This window comes from Mesorhizobium sp. B2-3-11 (assembly GCF_006442215.1).
Lineage (GTDB): Bacteria > Pseudomonadota > Alphaproteobacteria > Rhizobiales > Rhizobiaceae > Mesorhizobium > Mesorhizobium salmacidum.
The window spans coordinates 18,813-32,888 of the sequence record NZ_VFVS01000009.1; the positions used below are offsets into that span (position 1 = coordinate 18,813).

The following is a 14,076-nucleotide window of genomic DNA, read 5'->3' on the forward strand; positions in this document are numbered from 1 at the left end:
CCATCAGCCTGCCCTCGCCTGCCGGGTCGCGCACCAATGCTCGAAGGCCGACTTCTCCTCGGCGGACAGATGCAGGCCATGCTTGGTGCGCCGTTCGAGAATGTCGGCCGCGTCTTCCGCCCATTCCTGTTCAAAGAGGTAGTTCGCCTCGCGCTCGAAGAAATCCTTGCCGAAGCACCGCCCCAGTGCGGCGAGCGAACGGGCGCCGCCGACCACGGACCGCGTCCTGGTGCCGTAGAGCCGGCCGTAATGCTTGAGCAGCGATGCCGGCATCCATGGATACTCATTCGCGAGGTCGCCGAGGAACTGTTCGAAATCGGCATTGGCGATATCGCCGCCGGGCAAATGCGCCTTTGCGGTCCAGGCTTTGCCCATGCGGGGAAAGAATGGCGCGATCCTGTCCAGCGCGTGCTCGGCCAGTTTGCGGAAGGTGGTGATCTTGCCGCCGAAGACGGAGAGCAGCGGCGCCTGCGCGTCCGGCGCGTCGAGTTCGAAAATATAGTCGCGGGTCACCGCGCTCGGATTGTCGGCGTTGTCGTCATAGAGCGGCCTGACGCCGGAGAAGGAATAGACCACATCGTTGCGCGCAAGGCCGCGCTTGAAATAGCGGTTGACTACTTTGATGAGGTAGTCGATCTCGCTCTCATCCGCGGTCACATCCTCCGGCCGGCCTTCGTAGGGAATGTCGGTGGTTCCGATCAGCGCGAGATCGTTCTGGTAGGGATTGATGAAGATGACGCGCTTGTCGCTGTTCTGGACGAGATAGGCTTGCCTTCCCTCCCAGAACTTGGGCACGACGATATGGCTGCCCTTGACGAGGCGGACATTACGCCTGGAATTCTGGCCGGCAACGCGATTGACGATGTCATTCACCCAGGGACCGGCGGCATTGATCAGCGCGCGGGCCCGCACACTGGTCTTGATGCCGGTCCTGACGTCACGCATCTCGACGACCCAGAGGCCGCCCTCGCGGCGGGCGGCGGTGCAGGCAGTGCGGGTGAAGACCTTCGCTCCCCGTTCGGCGGCGTCGAGCGCATTGATGACGACGAGGCGGGCATCGTCGACCCAACAATCGGAATATTCGAAGCCGCGCTTGAAACTGTCCTTGATCGGCGCTCCCTCGGGCGCGGTGCGCAGGTCAAGCGTCCGGGTGGCCGGCAGCCGCTTGCGACCGCCGAGATGGTCGTAGAGGAACAGGCCGAGCCGCACCAGCCATGCCGGCCGGTCGTCAGGGCTGTGCGGCAGCACGAAGCGCATCGGCCAGATGATGTGCGGCGCCGATTCCAGCAGCACCTCGCGCTCGATCAGCGCCTCGCGTACCAGGCGGAACTCATAATACTCGAGGTAGCGCAGACCGCCATGGACGAGCTTGCCCGAGCGCGAACTGGTGCCTTCGGCGAGATCGTCCTTTTCGCACAGGATGACGGAAAGCCCGCGGCCGGCGGCGTCGCGCGCGATGCCGGCGCCGTTGACGCCGCCGCCGATGACGAAGAGATCGACGATGTCGGGGCCGACGCTCATCTTGCCGTCGCCCCGCTGCCCGATTTTCGCATCATGGCCATCGCTCTCAGCACGGATTGACCGAAGGCAGGCCGGCCAGGTAACGGCGTACCTCCTCGGCGGCCTGCTCGGCGGCATAGGTCACGGTGCGCACCGAGGCGCCGGCGATATGCGGCGTCAGCGTCACGTTGGGCAGCTGCAGCAGCGGCCAGTCAGAGGGCACCGGCTCGACCGCGAAGGTCTCCAGCATGGCGCTGGCGATCTGCCCCGAAACCAGCGCCTCGTAAAGCGCGTCATAGTCGACCAATGGGCCACGCGCCGTGTTGACGAAGATCACCCCCGGCTTCATCCGCGCGATGGTCTCCTTGCCGATCAGGCCGCGTGTTTCCCCGGTCACCCGCGAATGCAGCGTGACCACGTCGGCGCGCGACAGGAGATCGTCGAGCGCAACCAGTTCGACGCCGGCGTTGCGATCCTCGGCGCTCAACTGCACATAGGGATCGCTGACCAGGACATGGCAGCCGAAGGCGCGCAGCAGACGCACCACTTTCGTGCCGATATTGCCGTAGCCGACGACGCCCACGGTCATTTCACCGAGTTCGCGGCCGGTGCGGTCGGCGCGGTAGAGATCGCCGCGCCATTCCCCCTTGCGCAGGGCCTCGTGGCCGACCCGGATCAGCCGCGTCTCGGCAAGGATGGCGCCGATGGTGAACTCGGCCACGGCAGTGGCGTTACGGCCGGGCACGTTGACCACGGTGATGCCGTGCGCCTTGGCGGCAGCCATGTCGATGTTGATCGGGCCGCCGCGCGACACCGCGACCAGCTTGAGCGACGGCAGGCGCCGCATCATGCCTTCCGACAGGGGCGCAAGCTGGGTGACGAGGATTTCGGCGTCGCCGATGAAGTCGACGACCTCGTCGGGATGGCCGAAATATTCCTTGACCTTGTCGAGGCCTAGCGCCGGATTGCCGAACTCCATCGGCTCGTCGGGCCAGGCCGTCTGCAAGGTCCTGATGTCGAGGTCACCACTGGCAACCTTCTCGATTTTGGCGCGAAACACCTCCGGCAGCATGAAGTTGTCGCCAATGATCGCTATTTTCCTGGGCATACTCGACTTCTCAATTTTCCTGCGATGTCGCCATGGCACGCCAGACCGGCCGCAAGGCCTGATGCGCCAGCATGTAGGAGGGGGCCATCCTGTCGTAGATCGCGGCGAGGTCCGGGTCGCTCGGTTCGGCCTCGCCGAGCAACGGCGTCACCCATTCGCCGACGCATTCGTCCATGGAGGCGTATTGGCCGACGCAGACCGCGGCGATCATCGCCGCACCGGCGGCGCCGGCCTCCTCGCGCGCGCTTGTGCGCGTGTCGGCGCCGATGGCCGCACCCAGTATCTTGCGCAGCGCCGGGCTTCTGGCGGCGCCGCCGGTCAGGCGGATTTCGCGTGGCAGCGGGCCCATGGCGGCGTAGCAGTCGCGCGCCGCGAAGGCCAAGCCTTCGAAGACGGCGCGCACCAGATCGGCGTAGCCGTGGCGCGACGAAATGCCGACGAAGCCCGCCCTGGCATTGGCATCGACGAACGGTCCGCGCTCACCCGCTTCAGACACGTAGGGCTGATAGAGCAGCGAGGCCGGCTGCGAGGCCGCGATCCAGGCATCGACCAGCGCGATCATCTCGCCATTGCTGCGGGTTATGCCTTGCGAGGCGAGAATGCCCGAGGCAAGGCCAAGCACCCAGTCGATGTTGAGCGTCGCCGCCATATTGGACTGCATCTGCGCGAAGACGCCCGGCGCCGGCATCGCCATCGTATAACCGGTCGCCGCTTCGTTCAGCTGCACATCGCCGGGCGTCTCGGCCAGCCGCATGTGCATGCCGGTGGAGCCGATGATCGAGCAGCCGGGCTTGCGCTCGCGATCGAGGAGGCCGGCGCCGAGCGCGGTGCAGACGACATCGACATAACCGAGCACAACGGGTGTCCCGGCAAGCATGCCGGTGATGGCGGCAGCCGCCGGCGACAGTCCGGTGCTGTGCCTCGTGCCGTCGACAATCGGCGGCAGCAGGTGCCTGAGATCGGCGACGCCGAGGACGTCGAGCACGTCGCCGCTATAGTCGCGGGTGCGGAAGTCGCCGAAAGTGAAGGTCCCTTCGGACGGATCGGTGGCGCGTTCGCCGGTGAGCTTGAAATAGAGCCAGTCCTTGCAGTGGAACGCGGTGGCAGCCTTGCCGAGCATTTCGGGCATGGTGCGCTTCATGAAGACAAACTGCGAGCCCTGCTGGCAGGCGGCAAGCCCGCTGCCGGTCTTTTCGAAGCGCAGCCGGTCGTCGGGCCGCGCGCGGATTTCCTCAACGACGCCGGCGGCGCGCGCGTCGAGCCAAAGCCAGCCCTTGGCCACCGGCTCGCCCTTGCCATCGATGAGCCAGGTGCCGTCGCCCTGCCCGGTCACCGCGATGGCGACGGTCCGGCTGGCGAGATCGGGCACCTTGTCGGCGAGCTGGCGCAGGGTCGTGACGGCATCGGCCCAGGTGCGCGCCAGATCCTGTTCGGCGCCGCCGCCCGGCAGCGTCAGATAATGGTTCGGCGTCGCCGCGGCCGCGATCTGGCGGCCTTTCGTGTCGAAGGCGATGGACTTGATGACGGAGGTGCCGGCATCGATGCCGATCAGTATGTCGCGCATCACGCGAGCTCCATGCCGTGCGAGATGGCCATGCCGCTCGCCTGGTCGAAGAGGTGCAGGTTTTTCGGATCGATGCTGACGTTGATGGGCGCGCCAAGGTCGAGCCGGGTGCGGTCATGCTCGACCAGTACCAGCGAACCGCCGGCGAAATCGGCGGCGATGTGGGTCTGGTCGCCGAGCCATTGGTTGGCCGAGACCCTGGCCGGAACACCCTCTTTCGAGCGTCGGACCGCGTAAGGCCTGATGCCGATGACGACTCGCTCGCGGCTGAGCAACTGGTCGCGAACCGGAGCGCTGAAGGCGTCCTTGTCATAGTCGAGCGACAGCCCGTCGGGCAGCCGCAGATTGATGCGGCCGCCGACCGTCCCGACAAAGGCCTCGAAGACGTTCATCGGCGGTTCGCCGACGAAGGTTCCGGTGAACAGGTTGGCCGGACGCTCCTTGAGCCGGTCCGGCGTGTCGAACTGCTGCAGCACGCCGCCTTCCATCACCGCGATGCGGTCGGCAAGCGCGTTGGCCTCGGTCTGATCGTGGGTGACCAGGATCGCGGTCAGGCCGCGCTCCTTGATGAAATGCTTGATGCGGCCGCGCAGCACCGCGCGAAGCTGCGGTTCGAGTTGCCCCATCGGCTCGTCGAGCAGATGCAGGTCGGCTTCCCGGATCAACGCCCGGCCAAGACTGGCGCGCTGCTGCTGACCACCCGAAATGGAGCTGGGATAGCGCTCCAATATGTCCTCGATCTCCAGCAGTTTGGCGATGCTGGCGACCTTGGCATCGACCTCGCTCCTGGGCAGCCGGGCGGCCTTGAGGGCAAAGGCCATGTTCTCGCGCACGGTGAGCGGCGGATAGAGCGAGTAGCCCTCGAAGGCCATCGCCACATTGCGCCTGACCGGCGGCAAGGTCTGTACCTTGCGGCCGGCGACCGCGATCGTGCCGCGCGAGACCTCCTCGAAACCGGCGATCATGCGCAGCGTCGAGGTCTTGCCGCAGCCGGACGAACCGAGCAGCGCCACGATCTCGCCCTTGCCGATTTCCATCGTCAGGTTCTTGACGGCGTGAACGCCACGGTCGATCGGGCCATAAAACTTGTCGACGCCGGAAATGGTGAGTGCGCTGGCGCTCATGCCGCTTCTCCGCTGCGCAGATTGACAATGTTCTTCGCGCCTATGCGCTCACCGCTCGCCCTGTCGAACAGCAAGGCGCTCTTGCCGTCGACGACGATATGGGCCTTGCCTTCGCTGCGGCCCGGCGTTCCGGCCGGGCGCGAGACCAGGATTTCACGGCCGCGAACGGTGCGCACCAGGGTGACGATCTTTTCGTTGAGCGGCGTCTCGGCCTCGACCGTCACCGGAATGGCGCCGGGCTCGTTTTCGCCAACGAAATGCAGTGCCTCCGGCCTCAGCCCGATGATGCAGTCGCGACCGATGGCGATCTCGGGAACATCGGCGAGATGGACCTGCACATTGGACAGGCCGACATAGCCCCCCCTGCCATCGCGCGCGGGCTTGACGTCGAGCAGATTGATGGTCGGGTCGCCGAACAGCCGCGCGATCTCGATGTTGGCCGGCTCGCGATAGATCTGCTCGGGCGTGCCGAGCTGCCTGATGACGCCTTGCGACATCACAGCGATACGGTCGCCGAGCGCCATGGCTTCCTTGTAATCCTGGGTGACGTAGACGACGGTGGCGCCGCGATCGGCGAGCAGCCTGGGCAGTTCGAGCCGCATCTCGAAGCGCAGCTTGGCGTCGACATTGCGCAAGGGATCGTCGAGCAGCAGCAGCGGCGGTGAACCGACCAAAGCGCGGGCAAGGGCCGTGCGCTGCTTTTGGCCGTTGGAGAGAGCGCGTGGTTTGTGGCTCAGCACATGGCCGATCTTCAACAGTTTGGCGACGCTCTCGACGCCGGCCTTGATCGCGCTCTGCGACGAGCGCTTGGCCTCGAGCGGCGTCGCGATGTTGTCGAACGCGCTCATATGCGGAAACAGCGCGAAATTCTGGAACGCCATGCCGACGCCGCGGAATTCCGCGTCGACATCGGTCATGTCCTCGCCGCCGATAAGGATGTTGCCTTCGTCCGGATCGATGACGCCGGCGACCAGGCGCAGCAGCACCGTCTTGCCGGCGCCCGAGGGTCCGAACAGGACCAGCGTTTCGCCATCCGCGACGGTCAGCGACAAATTGTCGAGGACGGTCTGGCTCTTGTAGCGCTTGACGAGATTTCTGAGTTCGAGGCTGGCCATTTCTATCCTTTCACCGCGCCGAGCGACAGGCCTTCGACCAGATAGCGCTGTGCGTAAAGGGCGAGCGCCAGCGTCGGCGTGATCGACAAGACGATGGCCGCCGAAATCTGGCCGTACTGGATGCCGGATGAGGTGATGAAGGCGAGCGCGCCGACCGTCACCGGCTGCTTGTCGGCCGAAGCCAGCACCAGCGCGAAGACGAAATTGTTCCAGGCGAAGATGAAGGCGAGCAGGCCGGCCGCAGCAATGCCAGGGCCGGCGAGCGGCAGCGCGATCTTGCGGAAGGTGGCGAACCAGGAATGGCCGCCAATGCGGTAGGCATATTCGATGTCAGCCGGGATATCCTCGAAATAACCGCGCACGATCCACAGGATCAGCGGCAGGCAGATCAACTGGTAGACCCAGATCAGCCCGATATAGGTGTTGGCCAGGCCGAGCTTCTGGAAATAGAGGGTCAGCGGCAGCAGCACCAGAAGTGCCGGCGCGAACCTGAACGACAGCAGCGTGAAGGCGATGTCCTCCGAGCCGCGGAATTTGTGGCGCGCGAAGGCGTAGGCGGCCGGCACGCCGAGCAGCAGCGAAACCGCCACCGAGGTCACCGACAGGAACACCGAATTCCAGAGGTTGCGCATGAAGGCGATGTCGAGCGTGCCGGCGGCGGTCATCAGCTTACCGGTGATCAGCGCGGTGTAATTGGCGAGCGTCGGTTCGAAGATGAGCTGCGGCGGGATGCGCAGGATGGTCTCGTTGGTCTGGAACGACATCATGAAAATCCAGACGATCGGGAACATGAAGAAGATCACCACCAGCGTCAGTGCCACGCCGCGCAGGATGCGTTCGAGAAGCGAGGTATGTTCCATCGCCTGCCTCCTATGCCTGGCCGCGGGCGCGTTCGCGCAGCCTGAGCCAGTTCTTGATGAAGATGTTGGAGAGGAAATAGGTGATCGCCCACAGGATGATCATCAGCGCCGCCGAGCGGCCGACATTGGTCGACTGGAAGAAGTTGAGATAGGCCTCGACCTGGAAGACGGTCAGCGTGTCGCCCGGGCCGCCTTGCGTCATCGCGTAGATGATATCGAACTGCTGGATGGAATCGAGCAGGCGGAACAGCGTCGCCGTCAGGATGTAGGGTGTCAGCATCGGCAACGTGATGCGGAAGAAGACGAAGCTCCGCGGCACGCCGTCGAGTGCCGCCGCCTCGAAGGGCTGCGTCGGCAGGCTGCGCAGGCCGGCAAGCAGCAGGATCATGATGAAAGGCGTGTAGACCCAGATGTCGACCAGCACGACGGTCAACAGCGCCGTCGACGGCGACGAGGCCCAGCGGAAATCCTGCAGCCCGATGAGGCTGGCGAGATAGCTCAGCACGCCGAAGCCGGGATTGGTCATCAGCTTCCACATCAGCGCTGCCAGCGCCGGCGCCGTCATCAGCGGCATCAGGAGCATGATCGAGATGAAGTTGTTCAGCGTCGAGCGCTTCTGCAGCAGCAAGGCGATGGCAAGGCCCAAAAGCAGTTCCAGCACGACGGTGGTGCCGGCATAGAGCAGCGAGACTTTCAGCGTGTTCCAGAATTTCGGATCGGTGAAGAAGGAGATGTAGTTGTCGCCCCAGTTGAACTGCCGCGCCCAGGGCTGGCTCAGCCGGTAGCGCTGGAACGAGTAAACGACCGAGGTCAGGAACGGGATCAGGATGCCGATGCAGACCAGCAGGGCCGGCAGGCTGAGCACATAGGGCAGCACCCGCTTGCTGATCCTGAAGCCGGATGGCTTGAGCCTTTGCGATACCACCGCAGTCATCGAGCTGCTCCGTTGTTGCTGTCGCTTCGCCCCTGCCGGCCGCCCAAGGGAGCAAGGCGGCCGGTCGGGCGAAATAGCGGTCACCTTTCGGCACCGCATCGCAAACATGAAAAGGTATGACGAGGGCCGACCCGCCAAGCAGGCCGGCCCTCGTTGCGACTTAACCGAGACCGGCTTCCTTGAGCTGGCCATTGATGCTCTCGGCCAGCTTGTCGAGACCTTCGTCGACCGGCACTTCCTTGGACACCATCTTCTGCAGCGTCGCCGCCCATTCGGTGGTGAGATCGAAGAAAAGCGGCTGCGCCGTGAACTTGATCGAGGCGCCGGGTGCCGAGGCGTCGAACATCTCGACATAGCCCGGATAGCTCTTGTTCAGCTTCTCGCGGAAAGCTTCATCCTTCCAGACCGACTGCCGGACCGGGTTGACGAAATCCATCTTGGTGGCGCCGAACAGCGCATGCTCGGGTCCGGAGGCCCATTGCATGAAGTACCATGTGGCGTCCTTGTCCTTGGAGAAGTTGGACATCGACAGCGACCAGATCCAGATGTTCGGCGTCGGTGCCTTGGCCTCCGGATTCGCCTTGAAGGCGGCGAAGGCAAGCTTGCCGGCCATCTTGTTGTCGCCACCATTCATGAAGTAACCGAGGATATCGGCGTCGAAGATCATCGCCGAGGCGCCGGCGCCCAGATCGGTGCCCACCTGGTACCAGGTGTAGGTCGACCAGTCCTTCGGGCCGCTCTCCTGGATCATCTGCACCCACTGCTTGTGGAAAGCCTTGGACTGGGCGGTGTTCATGGCGGCCGACAATTTGCCGTCGGCCGACACATTCAGGTCCTTCTGGTCGAAATTGGCGTAAGCCGACAGGAATCCCGGATGGATGGTCGCCCAGGAGCGCGAGCCGCGCACACCAATGCCGTAGACGCCGCCGCCGACATCCTTGGTGAGCTTGGCGGCAGCGGCCACCATCTCGTCCATATTGCCGGGGACCTTGACGCCCGCCTTGTCGAACATCGCCTTGTTGTAGGTGATGTTGTTCTGCTCGAACCCCCACGGAATGCACCATTGCTTGGCATCTTCCGATCCCAGAGCTCCGCCCGGCTTGCCGTTCCAGGCGCAGGAATTCCTGACGCCTGGCAGGAAGTCGTCCCAGGCATAGTTCGGGTTGGTCTTGGCCGGATCCTTGATCCATTCGTTGAGGTCGGTGATCCAGCCGGCTGGGCCATAGGTCCAGGTCATGTACGCGCCGGTCATGAAGGCATCATATTCGGGCGAGCTCGCCGACAATGCGGCCGTCACCTTGTCGAAATAGACGTCTTCAGGGAATACGTCGTAGACGACGTTCATGCCGGTCAGTTTCTTGAAATTCTCAAGATTGGCGATCATGGCGTCGGCATATGGATGCTTGTTGAGCAAGAGCTTGATGGTCTTGCCCTTATGCGCCTGCCAGTCGAAGTCCGCGGCAAGCGCGCGGGTCTGGCCCAGGTTGAGCAGCGTGCCGGCGGTGCCGGCGGCGAGGCCCATCGCCCCAAGGCCCTTGATCAATCCGCGACGGTCGACTTGTCCGCGCAGGAAGGCGTCTATGAGGTCTTTCTCTTTCTCATGCATTTGGTCTTCTCCTCCACAGGGTAGTTTCAACTGAACCGTTGCCGGCTACCCGACCGGCGTCTCTTCCACGAGCGATCGCGCCGTCCGCTCGTCTGTTATCAGGCCTTTCAAATAGCGCCCCTCCAGCACCGACTTGATGGCGCGAACCTTGATCTTGCCACCGGCGACAGCGACGATCCGGCGGCTGGCGATATCCTCGCGCGCCAACGCCAGCGCCCGGTTGGAAACGGTGGTCGCGACCGCCTTGCCGGCGTCGTCGAAGAAATGGCCGAGCAATTCGCCGACGCCGCCATTGCGGCGGATCTCCTCCATCTCGCCTTTCTCGATCATGCCGGTGGCAACCAGCGAAGCCTCGCGCTCGGCGGTACCGACGCCGGCCAACAGCAGGTCGGCGGATCTGGCGAGATCGAAGACCTCGCTGATGCCCTTCTGGCCCAGCAGCACGATGCGGTCCTCCGCCGTGTTGGCGAACATCGGCACCGGCATCACATAGGCTTCGGCTCCGGTGCGCTCGGCGAGACGGTGAATGACGTCATGCGGGTTGGCCGAGAACTTCCGTGTCAGGCCGCCGAGCAGCGAGACGAAACGGATCCGGTCGGTGGTGGTGCGCGGCAGGTACTCCACGCAAGCCGCGAGCGTGCGACCATGGCCGACGCCGATCAGCGCCTGCTCGCCTCGTTCGATCTCGCGCTTGAGGAACTGCGCCCCGGCAATGCCGAGCGCCTTGAGCGGCAGATCCTCGGAATCGAAATCCGGGACCACCTCGCAATAATCGAGGCCGTAGCGGCGGGACAATTCGTCCTCGAGCTCGACGCATTCCGACACTTCGCCGTCGATATAGACCTTCACCAGCCCTTCCTGGTTGGCCTTGGTGATGAGGCGGTGGGCCTTGAGGCTGGTCAGCCCCAGCCGCTTGGCGACCTCGGACTGGGTCAGGCCGCCGGCGTAATGAAGCCACGCGGCGCGCGCCGCCATGCTGGCGTCATCGTCCCGCGAAAGGCCGTTTCCAAAACCAACCACGTTTCCGTCCCGGTGATATTTTTATCAGTTGCTGCAAAATTTTTCACATGCCGGAACCGAAGTCAAGCGCCGGTAGTGTCTCAGTTTGAAATTTGACGGAATGCAATATGCATTTCCCATATCGGCCCGAACCCCTATATGCTTAGCGGAAAGCATGGAGCTTGGGCATGGAAACAATTTCATTCGCATCGAAGGCCGAATTTGTGCGGCGCGCTAAACAGTTGGCCAAGTACGATCGGTTGCATCGGGTGCCGGTTGGCAAGCAAACCTGGACCTACGCTGACGGCCACCAAGGCGAGACGGAATGGGGCCTACGTGACGGCACTGTGGCAAGCAATCTCGGCTACATGGCCAGCATCGGTAGCGGGAGCCTCAAATCGAGACGCGACCAGCACCTTCTCAATGAAATCGACCTTAGAGGCGGCGTAACCATCACAATTGATTGGGGCGAATAAATGCCCACCGGACCTAAAGGCCAGAAGCGCCCCGCCGACGTGATCGGCAACGCCGTCCGCGTCATGCGCATTGCGACAGGCGAGGAAAACGACGACGTTATCGACGATGGCAAAGACCCTGCTGCCAAGGCGCTAGGGGCCAAGGGCGGGAAGAAGCGCGCCGAGAACATGACGCCGGAGCGGCGCGCCGAGATTGCGAAGAGGGCGGCAGAGAGCCGCTGGAAGAAATAGCTATTCTATCCCGGCCCGGCGCTTGGCGCGCCGGATAATGCCATCTACCCAGTACTCAAAATCGCGGACGCTATCAGCGGACAACGTTTCCGGCCATTGGAGGATGACTTCTCCCTCATCCAGAGAAGCCTTGTCCTCTCGCATTCCCTCTTGGGCCGTGCGGACCTTAGGTTTAGTGCCAGCCGGCGGTGGCGGTGGAAAGTTGCCGGCAGGAATCACGCGCGGCAAATCTTTCGGCGCTTCGGCGGCTACAGCTTGGCTCATTGGGATCCATCCTTCACGCGCTTCGTCAGACCCGGTACCTTGAACGCGATAATAAACCTCGCCATCGGTATGTTTCTGGCTCTCGACGATGCGCCATGGAAGACCCCATTGTAGCTGACCGTCGATTTCACAATTAACATAGTCCCCGATCGCAAATTTGTCTACCAAAGTAGCCGGTTCTGCCGCTGATTTTTGAGGCTCGTATATTCCAGCAAAAGAGGCTGTCTGCCGAAATTGAGAGATAAGTTCGTTGGCGGCTTCGGTATTGAAGCCGTGATCGAAAATTAGAAAATGGCGCACTGTGCCATCCGAGGCTAGGCCTGTCGGGTATTCATTGAACAGAATTTGGTGCGCTGCCGGCTTGAGCGCGGCTTCACGGATGCGGACCTTTTTCTCGGTCTGGTCCTCACGCTCATCGAGTAAGATTTTCCTTGCCGCGTCGCTCACCTTCACCTTGCGCGCGTCGTTCTCACCCGCGATGTCTATAAGGCCGTAGTATTTTAGAGTGGCGAGTGTCTGCCTTCCGCCGCTACTTTTTGCGCCATAGCCCCACGCAGCAAAGGCCGAGGTCAGAGGCGCGGCGTAGTCGCCCTCTTGCTTCCTAAGCGCGTTTGCCTGGCTGATCGCCTTGTCAATCGTCAGCACAGGGTATGCTGGGCTGCGGCCCGACTTAGGCTTGGTAGGTTTTTGGGCTTCTGGCGCTTCTGACATCTCTGCCTCCAAAGTGGGTGACAGGTGGCAATTTAGACATAATTGCTAAAATGTCTAGGGCTGCCCTTGCATTTTGTCCAAGGCTGGAAAATACTGGCCGTCACAGAATCGGAGGCGACGATGAAGAGAAGAGTTTCTGGCCCCGGCATGAAGCCGACCGCTGATCGGGGCCAGCCCAAATAGAAAAGCCGCTACCCGGCCCAGCAAGGAAAGGTAGCGGCTTTAGGTCGGCGACAGAGCGGTTGGCTGAAAGGCCAGCCGCTTCGCGTCCGTAGCTCAGTTGGATAGAGCGGGTCCCTCGAAAGGCTCAGGTCGCTGGTTCAAGTCCAGCCGGTCGCGCCACCCATTCACTACGGCTGCCACCCTTAACATAGTGGCAGCCGGAAGTGAATCAATGATTGACATGAAATTAAATGCTTGACACTAAGCATAAAAGTTCAGATATTAGGGGCATGAACAAGCTGCCCCTCAAGACCCGCGTCCAAATCCTGTCGATGCTCTGCGAGGGTTCTTCGATGCGTTCGATCTCGCGCATTGCCGATGTGTCGATCAACACGGTTTCCAAGCTGCTTGTCGATGCCGGCAAATTCTGCGCCGATCTGCACGACCGCGAAGTCCGCAACGTGAAATCCAAGCGCGTTCAGTGCGACGAAATTTGGAGCTTTACCGGCGCGAAACAGAAGAACGTCGCGGGCATGAAAAAGCCGGTTGATGGCGCTGGCGACACATGGACATGGACCGCTCTGGACAGCGACAGCAAGCTTATCATTTCGTGGCTGGTCGGCGGTCGCGACGGCGAATATGCGCTTGCCTTCATGGATGACGTTAAGGAGCGTCTTGCCAATCGCGCCCAGCTTACGACCGATGGTCACCGCGCCTATCTCAATGCGGTCGAGGAAGCCTTTGGAGCCGACATCGATTACGCCATGCTCGTGAAGCAGTATGGCGAGCCGGAAGGCAAGGCAGTGCCACAGGAACGCCGCTACAGCCCCGCAGTCTGCACTGGCGCGGTCAAGACCCGGATTGAAGGCTCTCCCGATCTGGCGCACGTCAGCACGTCACACGTTGAGCGCCAGAACCTCACCATGCGGATGCAGATGCGCCGCTTCACGCGCCTCACCAATGCGTTCTCAAAGAAGTTCGAAAATCACGTCCACATGGTCGCGCTATATACCGTCTGGTACAACTTCATCAAAATGCACAAGACGCTGAAAATGACGCCGGCAATGGCGGCTGGCGTATCGCAGACGCTTTGGTCGATGGAAGACGTTTGCGAGAAGATGGACGCCGTTGCCCCGAAGCCGGGCAAGCGCGGCCCTTACAAAAAGGCTGTCGCTGCCTAGGACATGTTGAACTGGCAGCGGAGCCGAGAAACGGCATCGTCTGAAACGACGTGAGCCAGGATTTCAACTTTCGCGAAATCGCCTTCGCCGTGTTGCTCAAATAGAAAATAGCCGCTGGTATCAGCGAGTTCTTGGCCGGCCATTGCGAGGCGACGGTCAGTTAAAGGTGCAAGACAGAGCGTTCTGTTGGCATCAATATTTACACTGAAATAAAACTCGTCCATGTTCTTTCTCCCCGGAG

General features: G+C 62.5%; 14 protein-coding genes and 1 tRNA gene. 4 read left to right on the forward strand and 11 right to left on the reverse strand.

The features are described 5' to 3' along the window. Nucleotides 1–3 precede the first annotated feature (3 nt). From FJ960_RS14150 to FJ960_RS14190, 9 genes are all read right to left on the reverse strand, one after another. Entirely contained in the window at nt 4–1,521 is a 1,518-nt protein-coding gene (locus tag FJ960_RS14150; RefSeq protein ID WP_140714709.1) for a glycerol-3-phosphate dehydrogenase, read from the reverse strand. A gap of 46 nt (nt 1,522–1,567) precedes the next feature. Then, a complete protein-coding gene (locus FJ960_RS14155) occupies nt 1,568–2,608 on the reverse strand; it encodes a 2-hydroxyacid dehydrogenase (protein WP_140714710.1) in 1,041 nt (346 codons plus the stop codon). A 10-nt stretch (nt 2,609–2,618) separates the two neighbouring features. Further along, nucleotides 2,619–4,172 carry an FGGY-family carbohydrate kinase gene (locus tag FJ960_RS14160; protein WP_140714712.1) on the reverse strand — a complete coding sequence of 518 codons (1,554 nt, stop codon included), beginning with the start codon at nt 4,170–4,172 and terminating at the stop codon, nt 2,619–2,621. Next, nucleotides 4,172–5,296, reverse strand: a complete 1,125-nt coding sequence (locus tag FJ960_RS14165) for an ABC transporter ATP-binding protein (RefSeq protein WP_140714714.1) — start codon at nt 5,294–5,296, stop codon at nt 4,172–4,174. Before FJ960_RS14165 ends, FJ960_RS14160 begins: the two co-directional genes overlap by 1 nt. Then, nucleotides 5,293–6,411, reverse strand: coding sequence for an ABC transporter ATP-binding protein (locus FJ960_RS14170; protein WP_140505584.1), 1,119 nt, complete (start codon nt 6,409–6,411; stop codon nt 5,293–5,295). Before FJ960_RS14170 ends, FJ960_RS14165 begins: the two co-directional genes overlap by 4 nt. Nucleotides 6,412–6,413: 2 nt before the next feature. After that, on the reverse strand, nt 6,414–7,271 hold the full coding sequence (locus FJ960_RS14175; protein WP_027142220.1) for a carbohydrate ABC transporter permease: 858 nt from the start codon (nt 7,269–7,271) through the stop codon (nt 6,414–6,416). Between the two features lie 10 nt (nt 7,272–7,281). Next, on the reverse strand, nt 7,282–8,205 hold the full coding sequence (locus FJ960_RS14180; protein ID WP_140505586.1) for a sugar ABC transporter permease: 924 nt from the start codon (nt 8,203–8,205) through the stop codon (nt 7,282–7,284). Nucleotides 8,206–8,365: 160 nt separating this feature from the next. After that, nucleotides 8,366–9,811 (reverse strand): extracellular solute-binding protein, encoded by a 1,446-nt coding sequence (locus FJ960_RS14185; protein WP_027142218.1) that lies wholly within the window; start codon nt 9,809–9,811, stop codon nt 8,366–8,368. 45 nt (nt 9,812–9,856) lie between these two features. Next, complete coding sequence (locus FJ960_RS14190; protein WP_027142217.1) at nt 9,857–10,831, reverse strand: sugar-binding transcriptional regulator; 975 nt, start codon at nt 10,829–10,831, stop codon at nt 9,857–9,859. Between the two features lie 167 nt (nt 10,832–10,998). Here FJ960_RS14190 and FJ960_RS14195 point away from each other — a divergent pair, with 167 nt between their 5' ends. Together FJ960_RS14195 and FJ960_RS14200 are read left to right on the forward strand one after the other, a co-directional pair. Continuing rightward, nucleotides 10,999–11,286, forward strand: coding sequence for a hypothetical protein (locus tag FJ960_RS14195; protein ID WP_140714716.1), 288 nt, complete (start codon nt 10,999–11,001; stop codon nt 11,284–11,286). Next, entirely contained in the window at nt 11,287–11,517 is a 231-nt protein-coding gene (locus FJ960_RS14200) for an RNA-binding protein (RefSeq protein WP_140714718.1), read from the forward strand. Here the strand turns inward: FJ960_RS14200 and FJ960_RS14205 are convergent, their stop codons facing one another. Beyond that, on the reverse strand, nt 11,518–12,492 hold the full coding sequence (locus FJ960_RS14205; protein ID WP_140714720.1) for a hypothetical protein: 975 nt from the start codon (nt 12,490–12,492) through the stop codon (nt 11,518–11,520). 265 nt (nt 12,493–12,757) lie between these two features. Here FJ960_RS14205 and FJ960_RS14210 point away from each other — a divergent pair. Continuing rightward, a tRNA-Ser gene (locus FJ960_RS14210) sits at nt 12,758–12,834 on the forward strand. Between the two features lie 110 nt (nt 12,835–12,944). Further along, nucleotides 12,945–13,835: a DDE-type integrase/transposase/recombinase gene (locus tag FJ960_RS14215; protein WP_210243285.1), complete on the forward strand. Its 891-nt coding sequence runs from the start codon at nt 12,945–12,947 to the stop codon at nt 13,833–13,835. On the opposite strand, the gene FJ960_RS14220 is transcribed toward FJ960_RS14215, so the two are convergent. After that, nucleotides 13,832–14,059: a hypothetical protein gene (locus FJ960_RS14220; RefSeq protein ID WP_140714724.1), complete on the reverse strand. Its 228-nt coding sequence runs from the start codon at nt 14,057–14,059 to the stop codon at nt 13,832–13,834. The genes FJ960_RS14215 and FJ960_RS14220 overlap by 4 nt on opposite strands. Nucleotides 14,060–14,076: the final 17 nt, after the last annotated feature.